Raw genomic sequence first — 17,318 nt, 5'->3', positions numbered from 1 at the left:
CCTTGCGGGGGAGATGTCCGGCAGGACAGAGGGGGGTGTTCAAGCGCTGGCATACCCACTCAAAACCTCGGAATGTCCGGAAACGGCAGCTTGCCGCCCGAAATATGCATGCGTCCAAGCTCAGCGCAGCGGCGAAGCTGCGGGAACACTTTTCCCGGATTGAGCAGGTGGTTGGGATCGAAGGCACATTTGACGCGCATCTGCTGGTCCAGGTCGACCTGGTTGAACATCTCAGGCATCAAGTCTCGCTTCTCGACCCCCACACCGTGTTCGCCTGTCAGCACGCCGCCGACCTTGACGCAGAGCCGCAATATGTCGGCGCCGAAGCTCTCGGCCTTGTCGAGTTCTCCCGGCACGTTGGCATCGTAGAGGATCAGCGGGTGCAGATTGCCGTCGCCGGCGTGAAAGACGTTGGCGACGCCGAGCCCATATTTCTCCGACAGCTCGCGCATGCCGGCCAACACGCGTGGCAATTCCTTGCGTGGGATGGTGCCGTCCATGCAGTAATAGTCGGGCGAAATGCGGCCAACCGCCGGAAATGCCGCCTTGCGGCCAGCCCAGAAGCTCAGCCGCTCCTGCTCGAACTGCGAGATGCGGCAGGTGGTCGAACCGTTGCGGATGGCGATTGCCTCGACCGCGGTGATGAGATGATCGACCTCGACGCCCGGTCCGTCGAGCTCGACGATCAGCAGTGCCTCGACATCGAGGGGATAGCCGGCATGGACGAAATCCTCCGCGGCGTGGATCGCCGGCCGGTCCATCATCTCCATGCCGCCCGGAATGATGCCGGCGCCGATGATGTCGGCGACGCACTGGCCGCCCTGCTCGCTGGTCGGGAAGCCGATCAGCAGCGCGCGCGCCGTCTCCGGCTTCTTCAGGATACGCACGGTGACCTCGGTGACGACGCCGAGCAAGCCTTCCGAACCGGTCATGACGCCGAGCAGGTCGTAGCCTTCCGCATCGAGATGATTGCCGCCGAGCCGCACCACTTCGCCGCTCATCAGCACCATCTCGATGCCGAGCACATTGTTGGCGGTGAGGCCGTATTTCAGGCAATGCACGCCGCCGGAATTCTCCGCGACGTTGCCGCCGATCGAGCAGGCGATCTGGGAGGATGGATCGGGGGCATAGTAGAAGCCCTCCTGCTCGACGGCGGTGGTGATGCCAAGATTGGTGACGCCCGGCTGGGCGACGACGATGCGATTGGGGTAGTCGATCGCAAGAATGCGGTTGAAGCGGCTCATGACCAGCAGCACCGCGTCCTCGAGCGGCAGCGCGCCGCCCGACAGCGAGGTGCCGGAGCCGCGCGGCACGACGCGGATGTTGCGATCGTTGCAGTATTTCAGCACCCGGGAAACCTGCGCCACCGTTTCGGGCAGCACGACCACCAGGGGCAGCTGGCGGTAAGCGGTCAGGCCATCGCTCTCGAAAGCCCGCATGGCGTTGGCTGCATCGACCACGCCTTCGCCCGGCACGATGATGCGCATGTCGGCGACGATCTCGTCGCGCCGGCGCATCGTGGCGTCGTCTGTTTTCGGCATCGCAAGGCCGGACATCAGCAGCCTCATTTCGCTTGACTGGTCAAAATCTTTTACCAGTGAAGCGCGATGGTTGCAAATATCTCGGTGGTGAAGATCCAAGTCCAAGGGACGAGCGAACCTTCCGCAGCGGCAATCTGCCGCTGTCTCACCCTCCCCCTTGTGGGGAGGGTCGCGAACGAAGTGAGCGGGGTGGGGGTCGGCGCGGCGCTTTATGATGCCCCCCCACCCCGTCTCACGATCTTCGCTTCGCTGCGATCATGAGCCGACCCTCCCCACAAGGGGGAAGGTAAGGGGGCGCCGCTATTCGCCCGGGTGCTTGCCGGGCTCGGAATGCATCTGGCGCACGCGGCGCACGCCCCACCAGACCAGCAGGATGGCGACCGGCACCGATGCGGCGGTGACGATTTCGGGCGCGAAGGCATGGCCGAAAATCGAGGCGCCCTTGGCGACATAGCCGACGAGGCCGACCACGTAGTAGGAAACAGCGGCGACCGACAGGCCTTCGACGGTCTGCTGCAGGCGCAGTTGCAGGCGGGCGCGGTTGTTCATCGAGGCGAGCAGGTCGCGGTTCTGCTTCTCGACCTCGACATCGACCCAGGTGCGCAGCAGCGTCGTGGCGCGGGTCAGCTTGCGCGACAGATTGGCTTGCCGCTCCTCGACCGACCGGCAGGTGCGCATGGCCGGTGCAACGCGCCGCTGCAGGAACCCGCGCCAGGTGTCGTAGCCGGGCACGGCTTCCTCCTCGAGCGCCTCCAGCCGCTCGACGACGATGCCGTCATAGGCGCGGCTGGCGCCGAAGCGGTAGAGGCTCGATGCCGCGTCCGCCTCCAGTTCCGCGGCCAATTCGGTCAGGTCGGCGAGCAGCGTCTGGCTGTCGCGGGTCTCGGCGACCTTCATTTCCAGCGTGGTCTGGGCAAGCCGGTCCTCGATGCGGCGGGCGCGGCCGGACAAGGTCAGCGCCAGCGGCAGGCCGAGCATGGCGAGCGTGCGGTAGGTCTCGATGTCGATCAGCCGCTGCGACAACGCTCCGGTGCGCGCCGGCGTCAGGCCACGATCGAGCACCAGGATGCGCGTCATGCCGTCGCCGTCCTGGCGGAAATCGGTGACTATTGCCGCATTGCCCCGTTCGACCAGCGAGTAGCACAGGCTGGTCGGGTCGAAAGCGGCGATCAGCCGCTCACTCGCCTGCGTCCACTTGCGAATTTCCAGGCGGATGCCCGAGATGACGGTTCCCGGCGGTGAAAAGCCGTTGCCGAAGGGCGAGTCCTCCTGCGTCCTGCCGCTTTCGGAAAGCGGCCCCTCCCACAGATAAGTCGAGAATTCCGTGTGCCGTTCCCAACGCAGCGAGCCCTTGCCCGACTTCATGGCATGATGGCGGGCCTGGCGATCGGGCGCGGCGATGCCGAGCCGCCGCGACAGTTCGGAAAGGACGGCATGATCGACGCTGGAGCCGCCCTCGGTCATGAAGGCAAGCTGGATCAGGACGCGCGGCTTTTGGATCAGCGGATGCGGCCGGGCATGCACCTCACCCAGCGCGCCGGGCCGGCCTTCATGCGCTGGAAAGCCCATGACACTGCCTTGGGCGCGCGGCTGGAACTCGAGATTGGACGGGTCGTCTGACACGGCTAGTTCCCCGGGTTTCTTTGAACCCCTCTTGTAGTTGCGTCCCTCTAGGACCAATAGGCTGGTTACGCAAACAGCAAAGTTTAGCCGAAGATGATATGGCGCCGTGCGGCAAAACCGACCCGCCTCGACCAATTGGATAAATAATTTGACCAGTTGGCGACGCAGGCTTTATCCTGCGCGACACCGTTTTCACCTTCCAGGCATTCTGTTGAGCGATATTTTTTCCAGGATCGAGCATTCGCGCACCGCCGACGAGGTCGTGCAGCAGATCGAGAGCCTCATCCTCGAAGGCGTGCTGCGCACCGGTGACCGGCTGCCGGGCGAGCGCGAACTGGCACGCCAGTTTGACGTATCGCGGCCGATCCTGCGCGATGCCCTGAAGGCACTCGAAGGGCGCGGACTGCTGACGACCAAGGCCGGCGGCGGCACGCATGTCGCAGACATCATCGGCCAGCTGTTCACCAAACCGGTGGCGGACCTGATTTCGATGCATCGCAAGGCGGTCACCGACTATCTGGAATACCGCCGCGAGATCGAAGGCATAGCCGCCGAATATGCGGCGCGGCGCGCCACGCCGGAAGATCTGGCGCTGCTCGACCGCATCATGGCACGCATGGACCAGGCGGATCGCACCGGCGATTTCGACGACGAGGCCGAAATCGACGTCGAATTCCATCAGGCGATCTGCGAATGCGCGCACAACATCCTGCTGCTGCACACGCTGCGCTCCTGCTATCGGCTGCTGTCGGAAGGCGTGTTCCAGAACCGGCTGCTGGTCTTCACCGTACCCGGCGCACGCGAGGCTCTGCTTGCACAACACCGGGCAATTCACGCCGCGGTGAAGGCCGGCGACCCGGCCGGCGCCCGCCAGGCGGCGATGGATCACATCACCTATGTCGAGCGGTCGATGGCCGAGGCGGAGCGCAGCGGCGACTGGCAACGCGTGTCGCGGCTGCGGCTGCGGCAGCGCTCGGAAGCCGGCGACACCGAACCAGCACGCGGACGCGCCTAATCAATTCGATCAAGCGGGGACTATCATGAGCGACATTCTCACCATCGCGGACCTCAAGGATCTCGCGCGCCGGCGCGTGCCCAAGATGTTCTTCGATTATGCCGACTCGGGCGCCTGGACCGAGAGCACCTATCGGGCAAACGAAGAAGACTTCCAGAAGATCAAGTTCCGCCAGCGCGTGCTGGTCGACATGAGCAACCGCTCGCTGGAATCGACCATGATCGGCCAGAAGGTGGCGATGCCGGTGGCCTTGGCGCCGACCGGCCTGACCGGCATGCAGCATGCCGATGGCGAAATGCTGGCGGCGCAGGCGGCCGAGGAATTCGGCGTGCCGTTCACGCTCTCGACGATGAGCATCTGCTCGATCGAGGATGTCGCCTCGGTGACGAAGAAACCGTTCTGGTTCCAGCTCTATGTCCTGCGCGACAAGGATTTCGTGCTCAATTTGATCGACCGGGCGAAGGCGGCGAAATGCTCGGCGCTGGTGCTGACGCTCGATCTGCAGATCCTCGGCCAGCGTCACAAGGATGTCCGCAACGGGTTGACCGCTCCGCCCCGTATGACGCTGACCAACATCATCGACATGGCCATCCGGCCGCGCTGGTGCCTGGGCATGGCCGGCACCAAGCGCCGCACTTTCCGCAACATCGTCGGACACGCCAAGGGCGTTGGCGACGTGGCCTCGCTGTCGTCATGGACGACGGAGCAGTTCGATCCGCAGCTGTCGTGGAAGGATGTCGCCTGGATCAAGGAACGCTGGGGCGGCAAGCTGATCCTGAAAGGCATTCTCGACAAGGAAGACGCGCTGATGGCGGCCAAGAGCGGAGCCGACGCAATCATCGTCTCCAACCATGGCGGACGCCAGCTCGATGGCGCGTCTTCCTCGATCATGGTGCTGGAGGAGATCGCGGACGCGGTCGGCGACAGGATAGAGGTGCATATGGATGGCGGCATCCGCTCCGGCCAGGACGTGTTGAAAGCGCTCTGCCTCGGCGCCAAGGGCACCTATATCGGCCGGCCATTTCTCTACGGCTTGGGTGCGCTCGGCAAGGAAGGGGTTACCAAAGCCTTGGAAATCATCCGCAAGGAGATGGACATAACGCTGGCGCTGTGCGGAAAGCGTCTGGTCACCGACATGGGCAAGGACCAGCTCCGGCGCTAGGGTTCGTTGACAGCCTGATCACGGAGAACAGCGAGAGTTGGCGGAACCCGGCATCCATTTTCTCGACGCGCATGGGCCGGACGGCGTGCGGCTCTACGCGATCGGCGATGTGCATGGCCGGCTCGACCTGCTGGCCGCCATGCACCGGCGGATCGAGAGCGAGCTGCAGTGGGAACCGGTTCGCGACTGGCGGGTGATCCACCTCGGCGACTATGTCGACCGCGGGCCGGACTCCAAGGGCGTCATCGACTTTCTGATCGAGGCGCGCGAACGCGATCCGCGAAATCTGATGCTCGCCGGCAACCACGATATCGGCTTTCTCGATTTTCTGGGAACCCCTGACCCGGAGGGGCTTTTCATGCGCTATGGCGGCGTGCAGACGGCGCTGTCCTATGGTGTGTCACTCGCCACGGATGCCAGCTGGTTCGGCAAGACGGAAACGCTGAGACGAAGACACGCGGCGCTGCTCGAGGCAATGCCACCCGGCCATGTCGATTTCCTGCGATCGCTGCCGTTCTCAGTAACGTTCGACGACTTCTTCTTCTGCCATGCCGGCATCAGGCCGGGCATCCCCCTGGAGAAGCAGAACCCGCAGGACCTGATCTGGATCCGCGACGTTTTCCACGATTACACCGGCCTCTTCCCGAAGATCGTGGTGCACGGCCACACGCCGGTGCCGGAAGCGGAAGTGATGGCCAACCGCGTCAATGTGGACACGCTTGCCTGGCAATCAGGCATGCTCACCGCGCTCGTCGTGGACGGCGCGGACAAACGCATCCTGGAAATCACGATAAAGGAAGCTTGAGCGCCCGCGTCCGAGGACGCGAAGACGTTGCGGCTTTAGAGCAATTCCAGGAAAAGTGTGACACGGTTTTCCCGGCAAAAGCGCGTAGCGCTTTCCCTTGGGGATTGCGTAAAGACAAAGAGATAGAGCGGTTGGCCGTTCCGTAAAACGGTGAAATGCTCTAGCGCAAGGAAGCGGTGACGCCGTAGCCGTCGACCGCATTGTGGTTGTTTGCCGCGTCGGCGGCATAGATACCCAGCCCGCAAAGCACGATGGCGGAGAGCATGGTAAAGGACAGAAGCGCTGCTTTCACGGAAGTCATCTCTTGTTGAGCTTTCTGCATCTGTGCACGAGGCGGTTACCAATGCGTTGAAACGGAAAAATCGCTTCAAAATTTCGACGATTTCGCGCTTCTAGGCATGTTCTGTATCGGCGGTGTGTCGCACGGGTCACACAAAAGGTTCATCGCGGTTGCACAGCCGATGCAAGGCGCGCGCCTTCTAGGATGGCGGGCGGACACAAGCCAGGGACGAAAGGGGTTTTCCCGGAAGGATTCAGGGCTGCGTGCCAATTATGTCACGCAGCAGAGCGCCGAGGGGCGGAGGTTCAGATCGTCGCCACCCAGGCGCGGGCAATGGCGAGGCCGGCGGCGTCGGCATTGGGGCCGTTGCGCGCCATTTCGCCATCGAGTTCGCCAGCCCAGTCTGGATGGCGCGCGGCAATGATCGGCGCGAAGGAGGAACTCCAGTCCTTCACCATCGGCCGGTCGGCCTCGAAGTGGAACTGGAAGCCATAGACGGCGCGGCCGACGCGAAACGCCTGATTTTGGGCGACATCGTTGCCGGCGAGCCGTACGGCGTTTCGCGGCAGCTCGAACGTGTCGTCATGCCACTGGAAGATCGGGAACTTTTCCGGCAAAGCACCCAGCACCGGATCGGCCTTGGCGTCCGGCGTCAGCGACACGCCGCGCCAGCCGAATTCGTTGGCGCCGCCGATGCGGTTCTCGCCGCCGAAGGCGCGGGCGACCAGCTGGCTGCCGAGACAGATGCCGAGCACGGCGCGGTCCTTGCCGGCGAAATCGCGGGTCAGTTCGAGCAGTGCCGGAAAATAGGGATATTCATCGTCGGCCAGCGCATTCTGGCCGCCGCCGAGCACCACCATGGCATCATGCCCGGTTGCATCTTCGGGCAGGGGGTCGCCCTTGTAGGGGAGGCGCACATCGAGATCGGCACCCGCTTCCGCAAGCGCGGCCCCGACCTGGCCGAGGCCGGTATTGTCGTAGTTCTGGACCACCAGCACCCGCATCGCAAAACCCTGCTGACATGAAAAAGATGCGACGAGCGATATCATGCCGCCAGCATTGCAGCCAAGATGCGTATCCCAGGAGAGAACTATGCCACTGCAGAACCGGGTCGATCCGTTCGGCGCCATCCACGCCGTGCCCGAGCGCGGGCTGTTCACCGGCAATCGCGGCATCATCCACGATCCCGAGACCAGGACGCTGCTCAGGAAACGCTGGGCGCTTCAGGCCTGGATCATCTGCGTCTGCCAGTTCCGCAATGTGCGGCGCCAGCCGATGGGCCGCAACCGCAAGAGCGACGACCATCTGGGCGGCAAGGCCGGCTGGACGGAATTGTTCTTCCTCGACGAAGTGACGGCACTGGCAGCTGGGCATCGCCCCTGCTTCTTCTGCCAGCGCGAACGGGCCAGGGATTTCGTCGGCCATTTCGGTGAAGCGTTCGGTATTGCCGAGCCGCGGGCGCCGCAGGTCGACAAACGGCTGCACAAGGAGCGGCTGGCTTCGGGCGGCAAAAGGCCGGATGTGGCAACGGCCGAGCTTGCCGCCCTGCCCGACGGTGCGGTGATCGCGGCTAACGGCTGCGCATACGCCTTGCGCAACGGCAGGGCGTTGCCGTGGTCCTTTGCCGGATATGGCCCGCCCATCGACCTTGACCAGTTCGAAGGCAAGGTGCTTGTCCTGCTGACCCCGGAGACGACGCTTGCGGTCCTGCGTCATGGCTTTCGCCCGGTGTGGCATCCGTCGGCCGAGGCTTGACGCCGGCGGCCGGCTCGCCCATTCCTCGGCCATGCGCGCCAATTACAAGATGCAACGGCTGTTCGTGCCCGACGGTCTCGCAGAGGATGCCGAGTTCGATGCCGGCCAGCAGCAAAGCCATTATCTCATGCACGTGCTGCGGCTCGGCGAAGGGGCCGAGATCCTTGTCTTCAATGGCCGCGACGGCGAATGGTCGGCGGCCATCGCCGGGAAGACAAAAAGGGCGGTGCGGCTGAAGGTGCTGGCGCTGCAGCGGCCGCAGCCGCCGTTGCCCGACCTGATCTATTGTTTCGCGCCCCTGAAACAGGGGCGGCTCGACTATCTCGTGCAGAAGGCGGTCGAGATGGGCGCCGGCATCCTGCAGCCCGTCATCACCCAGCATACGCAAGTGGCAAAGCCTTCCATCGACCGACTGCGCGCCAATGTCGTCGAAGCAGCCGAGCAATGCGGCATCCTGGCGGTGCCGGAGGTTCGCGAGGCGGAAAAATTCGAACGCCTGCTGACCGGCTGGGACAAGGAACGGCGGCTGATCTTCTGTGACGAGGACGCCTCGACCAACAATCCGCTGCCTGCCTTGCAGGCGATAAAGGAAAAGAAGCTCGGGCTGCTGGTCGGGCCAGAGGGCGGCTTTTCCGATGAGGAGCGCAAGATGCTGCGCGCCCTGCCCTTCGTGAGCGCCATTCCGCTCGGGCCGCGCATCCTGCGCGCCGACACGGCGGCCGTGGCCGCGCTTGCGGTGATCCAGGCAAGTGTCGGAGACTGGTAAAGGATCTTCCCTTCTCCCCTTGCGGGAGAAGGTGGCCGAGCGAAGCTCGGTCGGATGAGGGGTGCTCCAGCTTGGCGCGGACATTACTCCGTCACCCACCCCTCAACCGTCTCGGCGCTGTGCGCCGATCCACCTTCTCCCACAGGGGGAAGGAAAGAAGCCGCAGTTCAATTCCTCTTGACCTGTGGCTCAGGATTTTTCGCTTGATCGGCTACTGACATTTCGTCCATCTAGCGCCGGCGGTCGTCCGGCCGCACTACAGCGCCGCGCGTCCTTTCGGACGCGCAAAGGACGCTGTAGCATTCGATTGGGGCACATGATCCTTTCCGAAAATCGAAAGTCGATTTTCGGGGTCATCTGCTGAGGGCTAGGATCATGGCGCGCGACACAACCGATTTCCGGCCGATCGAAGGCGTCGACGAACTCGTCGAGCATCTGGCCGAAGGCAACAAGGCGCGCGACAAGTGGCGCATCGGCACCGAGCACGAGAAATTCCCTTTCTATGTCGATGGCAATGCGCCAGTGCCCTATGGCGGAGAGCGCGGCATCCGCGCCATCCTCGAAGGCATGCAGTCGAAGCTCGGCTGGGACCCGATCATGGATGACGGCCGCATCATCGGCCTGGTCGAGCCGACCGGCCAAGGTGCGATTTCGCTCGAGCCTGGCGGCCAGTTCGAGCTTTCCGGCGCGCCGCTGGAAACCATCCATCAGACTTGCCGCGAGGGCAATGCACATCTGGCCCAGGTGCGCGAAATCGCCGAGCCGATGGGAATCCGCTTCCTTGGCCTTGGCGGCAGCCCGAAATGGTCGCTGGCCGAGACGCCGAAAATGCCGAAGTCGCGCTATGAGATCATGACGCGCTACATGCCCAAGGTCGGCACCAAGGGCCTCGACATGATGTACCGCACCTGCACGATTCAGGTTAACCTCGACTTCGAAAGCGAGGCCGATATGCGCCGCAAGATGCAGGTGTCGCTGAAGCTGCAGCCGCTGTCGACGGCGCTGTTCGCCAATTCGCCCTTCACCGAGAGCCGGCCGAACGGCCTGCAGAGCTGGCGCGGTGACATCTGGCGCGATACCGACAACCAGCGCTCGGGCCTGCTCGAATTCTGCTTCTCGCCGGATTTCGGGTTCGCCGACTATGTCGAATGGGCGCTCGACGTGCCGATGTATTTCGTCATTCGCGACGGCCGCTATCATGACATGACCCATGTCACCTTCCGCCAGTTCATGGCCGGGGCGGCGCGCAATGAAGTGCCCGACGGGCTGCCGACGATGGGCGACTGGGCCAACCATCTGTCGACGCTATTTCCGGACGTGCGCCTGAAGCGGTTCCTCGAGATGCGCGGCGCCGATGGCGGGCCGTGGCGGCGCATCTGCGCGCTGCCGGCTTTCTGGGTCGGACTGCTCTACGACGAGGCGGCACTCGACGCGGCGGAGGCGTTGACCGCGAGCTGGACATATGAAGAAACACTGGCCATGCGCAATGCGGTGCCTGAACTCGGCATTTCCGCGCCTTTCCGCAACACCACGCTGCGCGAGATCGCGCGCGACGTGCTGGCCATTTCGCGCACGGGGCTGAAGAACCGCGGCAAGAAGAACCGTGACGGCTACGACGAGACCTCGTTCCTCAACACACTGGACGAAGTGGTTGCGCGCGGCACCACCAGCGCCGAGGAGATGCTTTCCGCCTATCACACGCGCTGGGGCGGTTCGATCGAGCCGGTGTTCATGGAATATGCCTATTAGCCGCGAGCCATAACGAGCGACAAAAGCTGCTTCAATCGGGCGTTGAAACGAATTAGGCTCTCCGCCCAGGATTTCCCGGAGGAGAAGCCGATGCCTACCTTGTTCGACATGCTGACCCAGGCCCAGAACGGCAATGGCATGCAGGCGCTTGCTCAACAATATGGGCTTTCGATGCAACAGACACAGGCGGCGGTCGCAGCACTGCTGCCAGCCTTTTCGCAGGGGCTGCAACGCAACACCGCCGACCCTTATGGGCTCGGCGCCTTCATGACGGCGATGGCAAGCGGCCAGCACGCCAAATATTTCGAGGATGCGACCCGAGCCTTCTCGCCGCAAGGGGTCGATGAGGGCAACGGCATTCTGGGGCATCTGTTTGGCTCCAAGGACCTGTCGCGCGCCGTCGCCAGCCAGGCGGCGCAAGCGAGCGGCGTCAGCCAGCAGATCCTGCAGCAGATGCTGCCCGCGATCGCCTCGATGGTGATGGGCGGGCTGTTCAAGCAGACGACCAGTCAGATGCAGGCCGCCGGCGGTTTCGGCGGTGGCGGCAACAATCCGCTCGGCGAGATCATCGAGCAGATGATGCGGCAAGGCGGGGGCATGCAGGCCCCGGCGCCGCAACAGCGCCAGGCGCCGCCACCTCAAAACCCGATGGACAACCCGCTTGGCAAGGTCTTGCAGGACATGTTCGGCGGCGGTACGCCGCAACCGCAAAGCCAGCCGCAGCCGGCACCCAACCCCTATGGCGACAACCCGCTCGGCAAGGTGCTGCAGGACATGTTCGGTGGCGGCACGCCGCAGCCGCAAGGCCGGACCCAGCCGCAGCAGACCCAGAGTCCCTATGGCGACAATCCGCTCGGGAAAATCTTCGAGGAGATGCTACGGCAAGGAGGCGGCGGCTTGCCCGGCGGACAGCCGGCGCCACAACCTCAGGCGTCGCAACGGCCGCAGGCGCCGCAGCCAGAGACCAATCCGAGCGGTAGAGCGAGGAACCCGTTCGACGATTTGTTCGGCAAAATGTTCGAGACCGGCGCCCAGCAGCGCGACGAGTACCAGAAGGGCGTGGAAACGATCTTCGACCAATTCAAGCGGGACATGGACCGGCGGTAGTTCGAGCAATGACTTTAGGTGAAATAGTCGTGAACGGCTTGATGGCTGCAGCACTGATTGGGGGGGTCTACTCAATTTGTCGGTATGACTTCCTTAATCCCGGCGATGCTCCCGGTTACAGAGACATTCGCAACGCCTTAAGACATGGCAAACCGCTTCCGTCGCAATGGAAGCCCTTGGACGAGAGCAATCGCGCCGGCTATGGGATCTTTGCCGTCAGCCTTTTGGCCTTCGGGATTCTCATTTTTACAGACAGATGGCTGATTGAGCTGATCGATCAGTTCTGAGCCACAAAAGAAAAGCCCGGTCCTGGGAGGACCGGGCAACGTGCAGGCAGGCCGGCGGGGGACCGGCAGGGAGTGGGGAGCCTGCAGAACCTTTGGTCGCGCTGAACCGTGAATAGGTTCACCGGACCGAAACTCGGCGATCAAGCCACCTTGCGGGCGATGTCCTCGATCGTTTCCACACGATCGCTGGCAATTTCCCGCAACATCGCCGTCGGATCGCGGCCAAACGGCACGTCGATGGCGACATGCAGGTCGGCGCGCGTCAGGCCGATGTCGGCGAGCTCGGCGTCCGACATCTCGCCAAGGCGATAGAAGGCGCGGCGGTTTTTCCAGGCGCGATAGGCGTTGGAGACGGTGTTTGCCACGCGCGTCGCAACGGCCGGACGCGAGGTGATGCGCGAGGTCTCGGTGGCGAAATCAAACGTGGTCATGTCGGTCTCCTTCAGACTGCCGCATGACCCCGAACCGGAGGTTCGGAAAAGGATCATGCGCCAAAATCAAAATGCTACAGCGTCCTTTGCGCGTCCAAAGGACGCGCGGCGCTGTAGGCCGGACAAAACCGAACGATCGGCGCTGGCGACAGCGGCCGTTCCGGCTTCGATTCACATGCCTTCATGTGGACAATACCAATTTGCCATCAGCCGATTGATTAATCCAACGAATGTTTCTAATCATAGACATCAACAACAATGATGGATTGGACCGATGAAAGCGCCGCTCGATCTCGATCAGTTGCAGACCTTCATCTCGATTGCCGATACCGGCAGTTTCACCCGCGCCGCGGAGGAGGTTCACCGCACCCAGTCGGCGGTGTCCATGCAGATGCGCCGGCTGGAGGAGCGGATCGGCAAGCCGCTGTTCGAGAAGGAGGGGCGCACCAACAGGCTGAGCGAGGAAGGCGACAAGCTGCTTTCCTATGCAAGACGGCTGCTCTATCTCAACCGCGAAACGCTCGCCGCCTTCGACGACCAGCGGCTCGAAGGCACGATCCGTATCGGCACGCCGGACGACTATGCCGACCGTTTCCTGCCCGAGATCATGGCCCGCTTCACGCGCTCCAATCCGCGCGTCGAGCTGACCGTCATCTGCGAGCCGACGCCGGGGCTGGTCGAGCATATCAAGCGCGGCAATCTCGACCTTGCGCTGGTGACGCACAACGATGTCCGCGGCCAGTCGGAGGTGGTGCGGCGCGAGCCGCTGTTGTGGGTCACCTCCGCCAACCATGCGACGCATGAACAGGTAACGCTGCCGATGGCCTTTGGCCGGCCGAACTGCATCTGGCGGCGCGCCGCCGTCGACGTGCTCGACCAGCAGAACCGCGACTACCGTATCCTGTTCACCAGCTTCTCGGCGACCGTGATCACCGCCGCGGTGCTTTCGGGCCTGGCGATCTCGGTGCTGCCGGAATGCGCGCTCAGGCCCGGCATGCGGGTGCTGGGTGAAGCCGATGGCTTTGGCGCCTTGCCCGATTGCCGCATCGGCATCATGCGCGGCCAGACGTCGCGGCCGGAGATTGTCGACGCGCTCGCCCGCCATATTTCGGAAAGCCTGGACAATATTTCCGTGCCGCTTGGCGAGGAGACGGGAACATTCGACTTCGCGGCACTCGCCTTCGCCAAGATGAAGCGGAGCAAGCCGAACCAGATCCTGCCAGGCTGGTAGGAGGGATCAGGCATATGCGGACCATGAGTGCCTGGACCGACACTGCGCCTTGACGCGGAACGCCAACCAGCCCCCAATCGAGCGATGAGCGACGCAGCATCCGAATCACGCACCAACGCCACCGAATACACGGTGAGCGAGATTTCCGGCGCGCTGAAGCGCACGGTCGAGGACGTCTTCGGCAATGTGCGGGTGCGCGGCGAAATCTCCGGCTATCGCGGACCGCACTCCTCCGGCCATGCCTATTTCGCGCTGAAGGACGACCGCGCCCGGCTCGACGCCGTGGTGTGGAAAGGCACGATGAGCCGGCTGAAATTCCGTCCCGAGGAAGGGATGGAGGTGATCGCCACCGGCAAGCTCACCACCTATCCCGGCAAGTCCAACTACCAGATCGTCATCGACAATCTGGAGCCGGCCGGCGCCGGAGCGCTGATGGCGCTGCTGGAAGAGCGCAAGCGCCGGCTGCAGGGAGAAGGGCTTTTCGATGCCGGCCGCAAGCGCCGGCTGCCGTTCATGCCGCGCGTCATCGGTGTCGTCACCTCGCCGACCGGATCCGTCATCCGTGACATCATCCACCGCATCAAGGACCGCTTTCCGTTGCACGTGCTGGTCTGGCCGGTCCGCGTGCAGGGCGAGACGTCAGGCGTGGAAGTGACCAATGCCGTCGCCGGCTTCAACGCCCTGGCATGGGACGGCGCCATCCAGCGCCCCGATCTCTTGATCGTGGCGCGCGGCGGCGGCAGCCTCGAGGATCTGTGGGGCTTTAACGACGAAGCGCTGGCGCGCGCCGTTGCCGCCTCCGGCATTCCGGTGATCTCGGCCGTCGGCCATGAAACGGACTGGACGCTGATCGACCTTGTCGCCGATGTGCGGGCGCCGACACCGACGGGTGCTGCCGAAATCGCCGTGCCGGTGAAGGCAGACCTCGAAGCGACGCTTGCCAGCCTGGGCGCGCGGCTCAAGGCGGCGGTCCTGCGCAACTTCGAACGCAAGCGGCAGGCCGCCCGTGCGGCGGCCCGTGCCCTGCCCTCGCCCGACCAATTGCTGGCGCTGCCGCGCCGGCGCCTCGACGAGGCGACAAGCCGGCTCGGCCGCGGCCTGATGGTTTCCACCGAACGCAAGCGGGCACGATTTGTTGCCGTGAAGCTGACGCCGACGATGCTTTCGCAGCGCATTGCCGAGGCGCGGCGCACCAACGAACGCAATCTCTTGCGAGCGCAAGGAGCGCTGCGCGCGCTGGCGAGAGCCCGGCGTGCAGAGCTAAATCGGGCAGCGGACCAGTTGCCGAAATGTGCGAGGGCATCGCTGCAGCGGCACAGGCAGCAATTGGCCTTGCTGCAAGGCCGCATCACGATCGAGCCGACAGCGCGGCGCCAACGCGTGCAAAGGGATTTTCTGGCAGCCTTGACGAGGCGCGGTACGCAGGCGGTACTGATCCGGCTGGAGCGCTTGCGCGGGCGTGTTGTCCAGGCCGACAGGTTGATGGCGACGCTTTCGCACAAGGCCGTGCTGGCGCGTGGCTTCGCGCTGGTGAAGGATGCCGACGGCGCGGTCATCAAGCAGGCCGCCGACGTGGCGTCGGGAATGGCGCTTTCATTGGAGTTCGCCGATGGCACTGCGGATGCGGTGGCAACCAGCGGTGCGGCCCGGCCGAAGCCGGCTGCCAAGCCATCCGCAAAGACCCCAGTTGCCAAGAGCAGGGAACCCGGCAATCAAGGATCGCTGTTCTGAGATCATGACCGATAGTCCGCATCATCTGGCAACGCCATCCGACAAGCCGCGCGCGCGAAGCTTCGGCATCGGCTTCGACGGAACGCCAGGGCCGTTCAACGCGATCACCGACGTGCCGGGCGTCGCGGTCGGCTATGCGACGCTGATATCGGGCGACGGCACGCTCGTCGTCGGCAAGGGGCCGGTGCGCACCGGCGTCACCGCGATCCTGCCCAGGCCGCGCGCCGAGCTGGCCACGCCAGTCTTTGCCGGCATTTTCAGCCAGAACGGCAATGGCGAACTGACCGGCTCGCATATCATCGAGGAAACCGGCGCCTTCAACTTCCCGATCACCATCACCAACACGCATTCCTGCGGTGTTTCACGCGATGGCACGCTGCGCTGGATGCATCATGTGCTGCCGGCAGCACTCGACAGCAGTTGGGGCCTGCCGGTGGCGGCGGAGACCTATGACGGGTTTCTCAACGACATCAACGGCCACCATCTGACATCGGAGCATGTTGCCGAGGCCCTCGACGGTGCCGCCGGCGGCCCGATCGAGGAAGGCAGCGTCGGCGGCGGCACCGGCATGATCGCCTTCGGCTTCAAGGCAGGCTCAGGGACCGCGTCGCGCATGGTCGAGTGGCAAGGCCTCAGCTTCACGGTCGGCGCTTTCGTGCAGGCGAATTTCGGCAAGTTGCGCAATTTCACGGTTCGCGGACAGCGGGTCGAGCCGGAGCTTGCCGCGCTGGCCATCCGCGAAGCTGCGGAGCGCGCCGAAAAAGGCTCGATCATCGCCGTCATCGCCACCGATGCGCCCTTCCTGCCGCACCAGATGAAACGGCTGGCCCGCCGCGTGCCGCTCGGCGTCGCCATGACCGGCGGCTTCGGCTATCACAGCTCGGGCGACATTTTTCTTGCCTTCTCGACAGCCAATCCCGCCGCGGCACTGGCGCCGTCGGGCCGCATCGCCAGTGCCGATTTCATCCCGGACAGCGACATCGACCCGTTCTTCGACGCGGTGATCCAGGCCGTCGAGGAGGCGATCCTCAACGCGCTGACCGCCAATGACGACATGACCGGGCGCGACGGCAATTTCGTGCCGGCGCTGCCGAAGGTTTGGCTAAGAGAAACGTTCGGCTGAGACGAAAACGCGGGCCGAAGGGCCCGCGCATTCAGACAGGGTCGCCCCTAAAATCTATTCGGCGGCTTTGCTGGACGCCTGCTGGTTCCCGTCCGCCTCGGCTGCTTCCTCGAGCCGGGATGCGATGAGTTCCTTGATATCGCCGACTTCTTCCTGGATGTCTTCCAACGGAATGCCGACCTCCGCTGCCTTGGCAGCGCATTCCTTGGCCAGAGTCTCGGCCTGCTTCTCGATCCTGGCGTGGGACTGGCAATGGACCTTTTCGCCGATCCAACCCTGCAAGAACTCGATCGCGTGTTCACTCATACTGCTGTTCCCTGGCGGCAAAGCCGGTTGGTAATCATAAACGCCGACATCCCGCAAAGGATGCCTGTCCCCATTCCAACCGAGTCGTAACGCCCCGGCAAGCCGATGCCGTCCAAGGTCCACAGAGCCGTAGGAAATCGAGGTTTGAAGAACATTTTCTGATTCTGGAGGGGCTGGTACCGTTTAGCCGGATCGAGCCGGCTGTGCGCCACTGTTTCTATTTGCTTTTTTCCGGTTTTCGAGCCGATTTTCGTCACAAAAGATGGCGCAATACCTAGCACATTTACAGTCGCTTCCGTGGTGCAGCCCTCAGGCATGCGTTACGAAGCCGCCGCTATATAGTGATATCCCCGTTCAATGTCGACTCCTCTCGACCTTGACCGCCAGACGCGGAAAGTCGCACCTT

The 17,318-nt window shown here is 63.8% G+C and carries 18 protein-coding genes; 11 read left to right on the top strand and 7 right to left on the bottom strand.

What is annotated here, in order from left to right:
- Nucleotides 1–59: 59 nt before the first annotated feature.
- Both X741_RS160335 and X741_RS160340 read right to left on the bottom strand, forming a co-directional pair.
- Entirely contained in the window at nt 60–1,556 is a 1,497-nt protein-coding gene (locus X741_RS160335) for an FAD-linked oxidase C-terminal domain-containing protein (RefSeq protein ID WP_023776655.1), read from the bottom strand.
- 285 nt (nt 1,557–1,841) lie between these two features.
- Nucleotides 1,842–3,164 (bottom strand): DUF3422 family protein, encoded by a 1,323-nt coding sequence (locus X741_RS160340; protein ID WP_023776654.1) that lies wholly within the window; start codon nt 3,162–3,164, stop codon nt 1,842–1,844.
- A gap of 211 nt (nt 3,165–3,375) precedes the next feature.
- Between X741_RS160340 and X741_RS160345 the strand changes: the two genes are divergently transcribed.
- The 3 genes from X741_RS160345 to X741_RS160355 are packed head-to-tail and all read left to right on the top strand — an operon-like array spanning nt 3,376 to nt 6,146.
- Entirely contained in the window at nt 3,376–4,179 is an 804-nt protein-coding gene (locus X741_RS160345) for an FCD domain-containing protein (RefSeq protein WP_023776653.1), read from the top strand.
- 25 nt (nt 4,180–4,204) lie between these two features.
- On the top strand, nt 4,205–5,341 hold the full coding sequence (locus X741_RS160350) for an alpha-hydroxy acid oxidase (protein WP_023776652.1): 1,137 nt from the start codon (nt 4,205–4,207) through the stop codon (nt 5,339–5,341).
- A 37-nt stretch (nt 5,342–5,378) separates the two neighbouring features.
- Nucleotides 5,379–6,146, top strand: a complete 768-nt coding sequence (locus tag X741_RS160355; RefSeq protein ID WP_023776651.1) for a metallophosphoesterase — start codon at nt 5,379–5,381, stop codon at nt 6,144–6,146.
- 160 nt (nt 6,147–6,306) lie between these two features.
- On the opposite strand, the gene X741_RS1000000171425 is transcribed toward X741_RS160355, so the two are convergent.
- Both X741_RS1000000171425 and X741_RS160360 read right to left on the bottom strand, forming a co-directional pair.
- Nucleotides 6,307–6,438 (bottom strand): hypothetical protein, encoded by a 132-nt coding sequence (locus X741_RS1000000171425; protein WP_280940330.1) that lies wholly within the window; start codon nt 6,436–6,438, stop codon nt 6,307–6,309.
- 293 nt (nt 6,439–6,731) lie between these two features.
- Entirely contained in the window at nt 6,732–7,430 is a 699-nt protein-coding gene (locus X741_RS160360) for a type 1 glutamine amidotransferase (RefSeq protein ID WP_023776649.1), read from the bottom strand.
- 88 nt (nt 7,431–7,518) lie between these two features.
- Here X741_RS160360 and X741_RS160365 point away from each other — a divergent pair, with 88 nt between their 5' ends.
- The 5 genes from X741_RS160365 (at nt 7,519) to X741_RS1000000169550 (ending at nt 12,090) form a co-directional block, all read left to right on the top strand.
- Nucleotides 7,519–8,181: a hypothetical protein gene (locus tag X741_RS160365; protein ID WP_023776648.1), complete on the top strand. Its 663-nt coding sequence runs from the start codon at nt 7,519–7,521 to the stop codon at nt 8,179–8,181.
- Between the two features lie 31 nt (nt 8,182–8,212).
- Nucleotides 8,213–8,947: a 16S rRNA (uracil(1498)-N(3))-methyltransferase gene (locus X741_RS160370; RefSeq protein WP_023776647.1), complete on the top strand. Its 735-nt coding sequence runs from the start codon at nt 8,213–8,215 to the stop codon at nt 8,945–8,947.
- A 375-nt stretch (nt 8,948–9,322) separates the two neighbouring features.
- On the top strand, nt 9,323–10,696 hold the full coding sequence (locus tag X741_RS160375; RefSeq protein WP_023776646.1) for a glutamate--cysteine ligase: 1,374 nt from the start codon (nt 9,323–9,325) through the stop codon (nt 10,694–10,696).
- A gap of 90 nt (nt 10,697–10,786) precedes the next feature.
- Complete coding sequence (locus X741_RS160380; RefSeq protein ID WP_023776645.1) at nt 10,787–11,803, top strand: DUF937 domain-containing protein; 1,017 nt, start codon at nt 10,787–10,789, stop codon at nt 11,801–11,803.
- 29 nt (nt 11,804–11,832) lie between these two features.
- A complete protein-coding gene (locus X741_RS1000000169550; RefSeq protein WP_156937839.1) occupies nt 11,833–12,090 on the top strand; it encodes a hypothetical protein in 258 nt (85 codons plus the stop codon).
- 140 nt (nt 12,091–12,230) lie between these two features.
- Here X741_RS1000000169550 and X741_RS160385 read toward each other — a convergent pair whose 3' ends face one another.
- Nucleotides 12,231–12,521: a DUF1127 domain-containing protein gene (locus X741_RS160385; RefSeq protein WP_023776643.1), complete on the bottom strand. Its 291-nt coding sequence runs from the start codon at nt 12,519–12,521 to the stop codon at nt 12,231–12,233.
- Between the two features lie 274 nt (nt 12,522–12,795).
- Here X741_RS160385 and X741_RS160390 point away from each other — a divergent pair, with 274 nt between their 5' ends.
- The 3 genes from X741_RS160390 (at nt 12,796) to X741_RS160400 (ending at nt 16,606) form a co-directional block, all read left to right on the top strand.
- The gene (locus X741_RS160390) at nt 12,796–13,752 is read left to right on the top strand and encodes a LysR substrate-binding domain-containing protein (protein ID WP_013893864.1); all 957 of its coding nucleotides are present in this window, start codon (nt 12,796–12,798) and stop codon (nt 13,750–13,752) included.
- 84 nt (nt 13,753–13,836) lie between these two features.
- Nucleotides 13,837–15,483 carry an exodeoxyribonuclease VII large subunit gene (gene xseA / locus X741_RS160395; RefSeq protein WP_023776642.1) on the top strand — a complete coding sequence of 549 codons (1,647 nt, stop codon included), beginning with the start codon at nt 13,837–13,839 and terminating at the stop codon, nt 15,481–15,483.
- Nucleotides 15,484–15,487: 4 nt separating this feature from the next.
- Nucleotides 15,488–16,606: a P1 family peptidase gene (locus X741_RS160400; RefSeq protein WP_023776641.1), complete on the top strand. Its 1,119-nt coding sequence runs from the start codon at nt 15,488–15,490 to the stop codon at nt 16,604–16,606.
- 54 nt (nt 16,607–16,660) lie between these two features.
- Here X741_RS160400 and X741_RS160405 read toward each other — a convergent pair whose 3' ends face one another.
- Entirely contained in the window at nt 16,661–16,912 is a 252-nt protein-coding gene (locus X741_RS160405) for a DUF768 domain-containing protein (protein WP_013893861.1), read from the bottom strand.
- Nucleotides 16,909–17,229 (bottom strand): hypothetical protein, encoded by a 321-nt coding sequence (locus X741_RS0134130; protein ID WP_023767835.1) that lies wholly within the window; start codon nt 17,227–17,229, stop codon nt 16,909–16,911. Before X741_RS0134130 ends, X741_RS160405 begins: the two co-directional genes overlap by 4 nt.
- Nucleotides 17,230–17,318: the final 89 nt, after the last annotated feature.

The organism is Mesorhizobium sp. LNHC221B00 (assembly GCF_000502935.1).
GTDB lineage: Bacteria > Pseudomonadota > Alphaproteobacteria > Rhizobiales > Rhizobiaceae > Mesorhizobium > Mesorhizobium opportunistum.
This window is presented reverse-complemented; position numbering and strand designations above follow the sequence as displayed.

Coding starts and splice junctions, on each gene's coding strand:
- X741_RS160335 (WP_023776655.1), bottom strand. CDS start 1,556: ATGTCCGGCCTTGCGATGCCGAAAACAGACGACGCCACGATGCGCCGG.
- X741_RS160350 (WP_023776652.1), top strand. CDS start 4,205: ATGAGCGACATTCTCACCATCGCGGACCTCAAGGATCTCGCGCGCCGG.
- X741_RS160380 (WP_023776645.1), top strand. CDS start 10,787: ATGCCTACCTTGTTCGACATGCTGACCCAGGCCCAGAACGGCAATGGC.
- X741_RS160385 (WP_023776643.1), bottom strand. CDS start 12,521: ATGACCACGTTTGATTTCGCCACCGAGACCTCGCGCATCACCTCGCGT.
- X741_RS160405 (WP_013893861.1), bottom strand. CDS start 16,912: ATGAGTGAACACGCGATCGAGTTCTTGCAGGGTTGGATCGGCGAAAAG.
- X741_RS160390 (WP_013893864.1), top strand. CDS start 12,796: ATGAAAGCGCCGCTCGATCTCGATCAGTTGCAGACCTTCATCTCGATT.
- xseA (WP_023776642.1), top strand. CDS start 13,837: ATGAGCGACGCAGCATCCGAATCACGCACCAACGCCACCGAATACACG.
- X741_RS160400 (WP_023776641.1), top strand. CDS start 15,488: ATGACCGATAGTCCGCATCATCTGGCAACGCCATCCGACAAGCCGCGC.
- X741_RS0134130 (WP_023767835.1), bottom strand. CDS start 17,229: ATGCCTGAGGGCTGCACCACGGAAGCGACTGTAAATGTGCTAGGTATT.
- X741_RS160365 (WP_023776648.1), top strand. CDS start 7,519: ATGCCACTGCAGAACCGGGTCGATCCGTTCGGCGCCATCCACGCCGTG.
- X741_RS160360 (WP_023776649.1), bottom strand. CDS start 7,430: ATGCGGGTGCTGGTGGTCCAGAACTACGACAATACCGGCCTCGGCCAG.
- X741_RS160370 (WP_023776647.1), top strand. CDS start 8,213: ATGCGCGCCAATTACAAGATGCAACGGCTGTTCGTGCCCGACGGTCTC.
- X741_RS160375 (WP_023776646.1), top strand. CDS start 9,323: ATGGCGCGCGACACAACCGATTTCCGGCCGATCGAAGGCGTCGACGAA.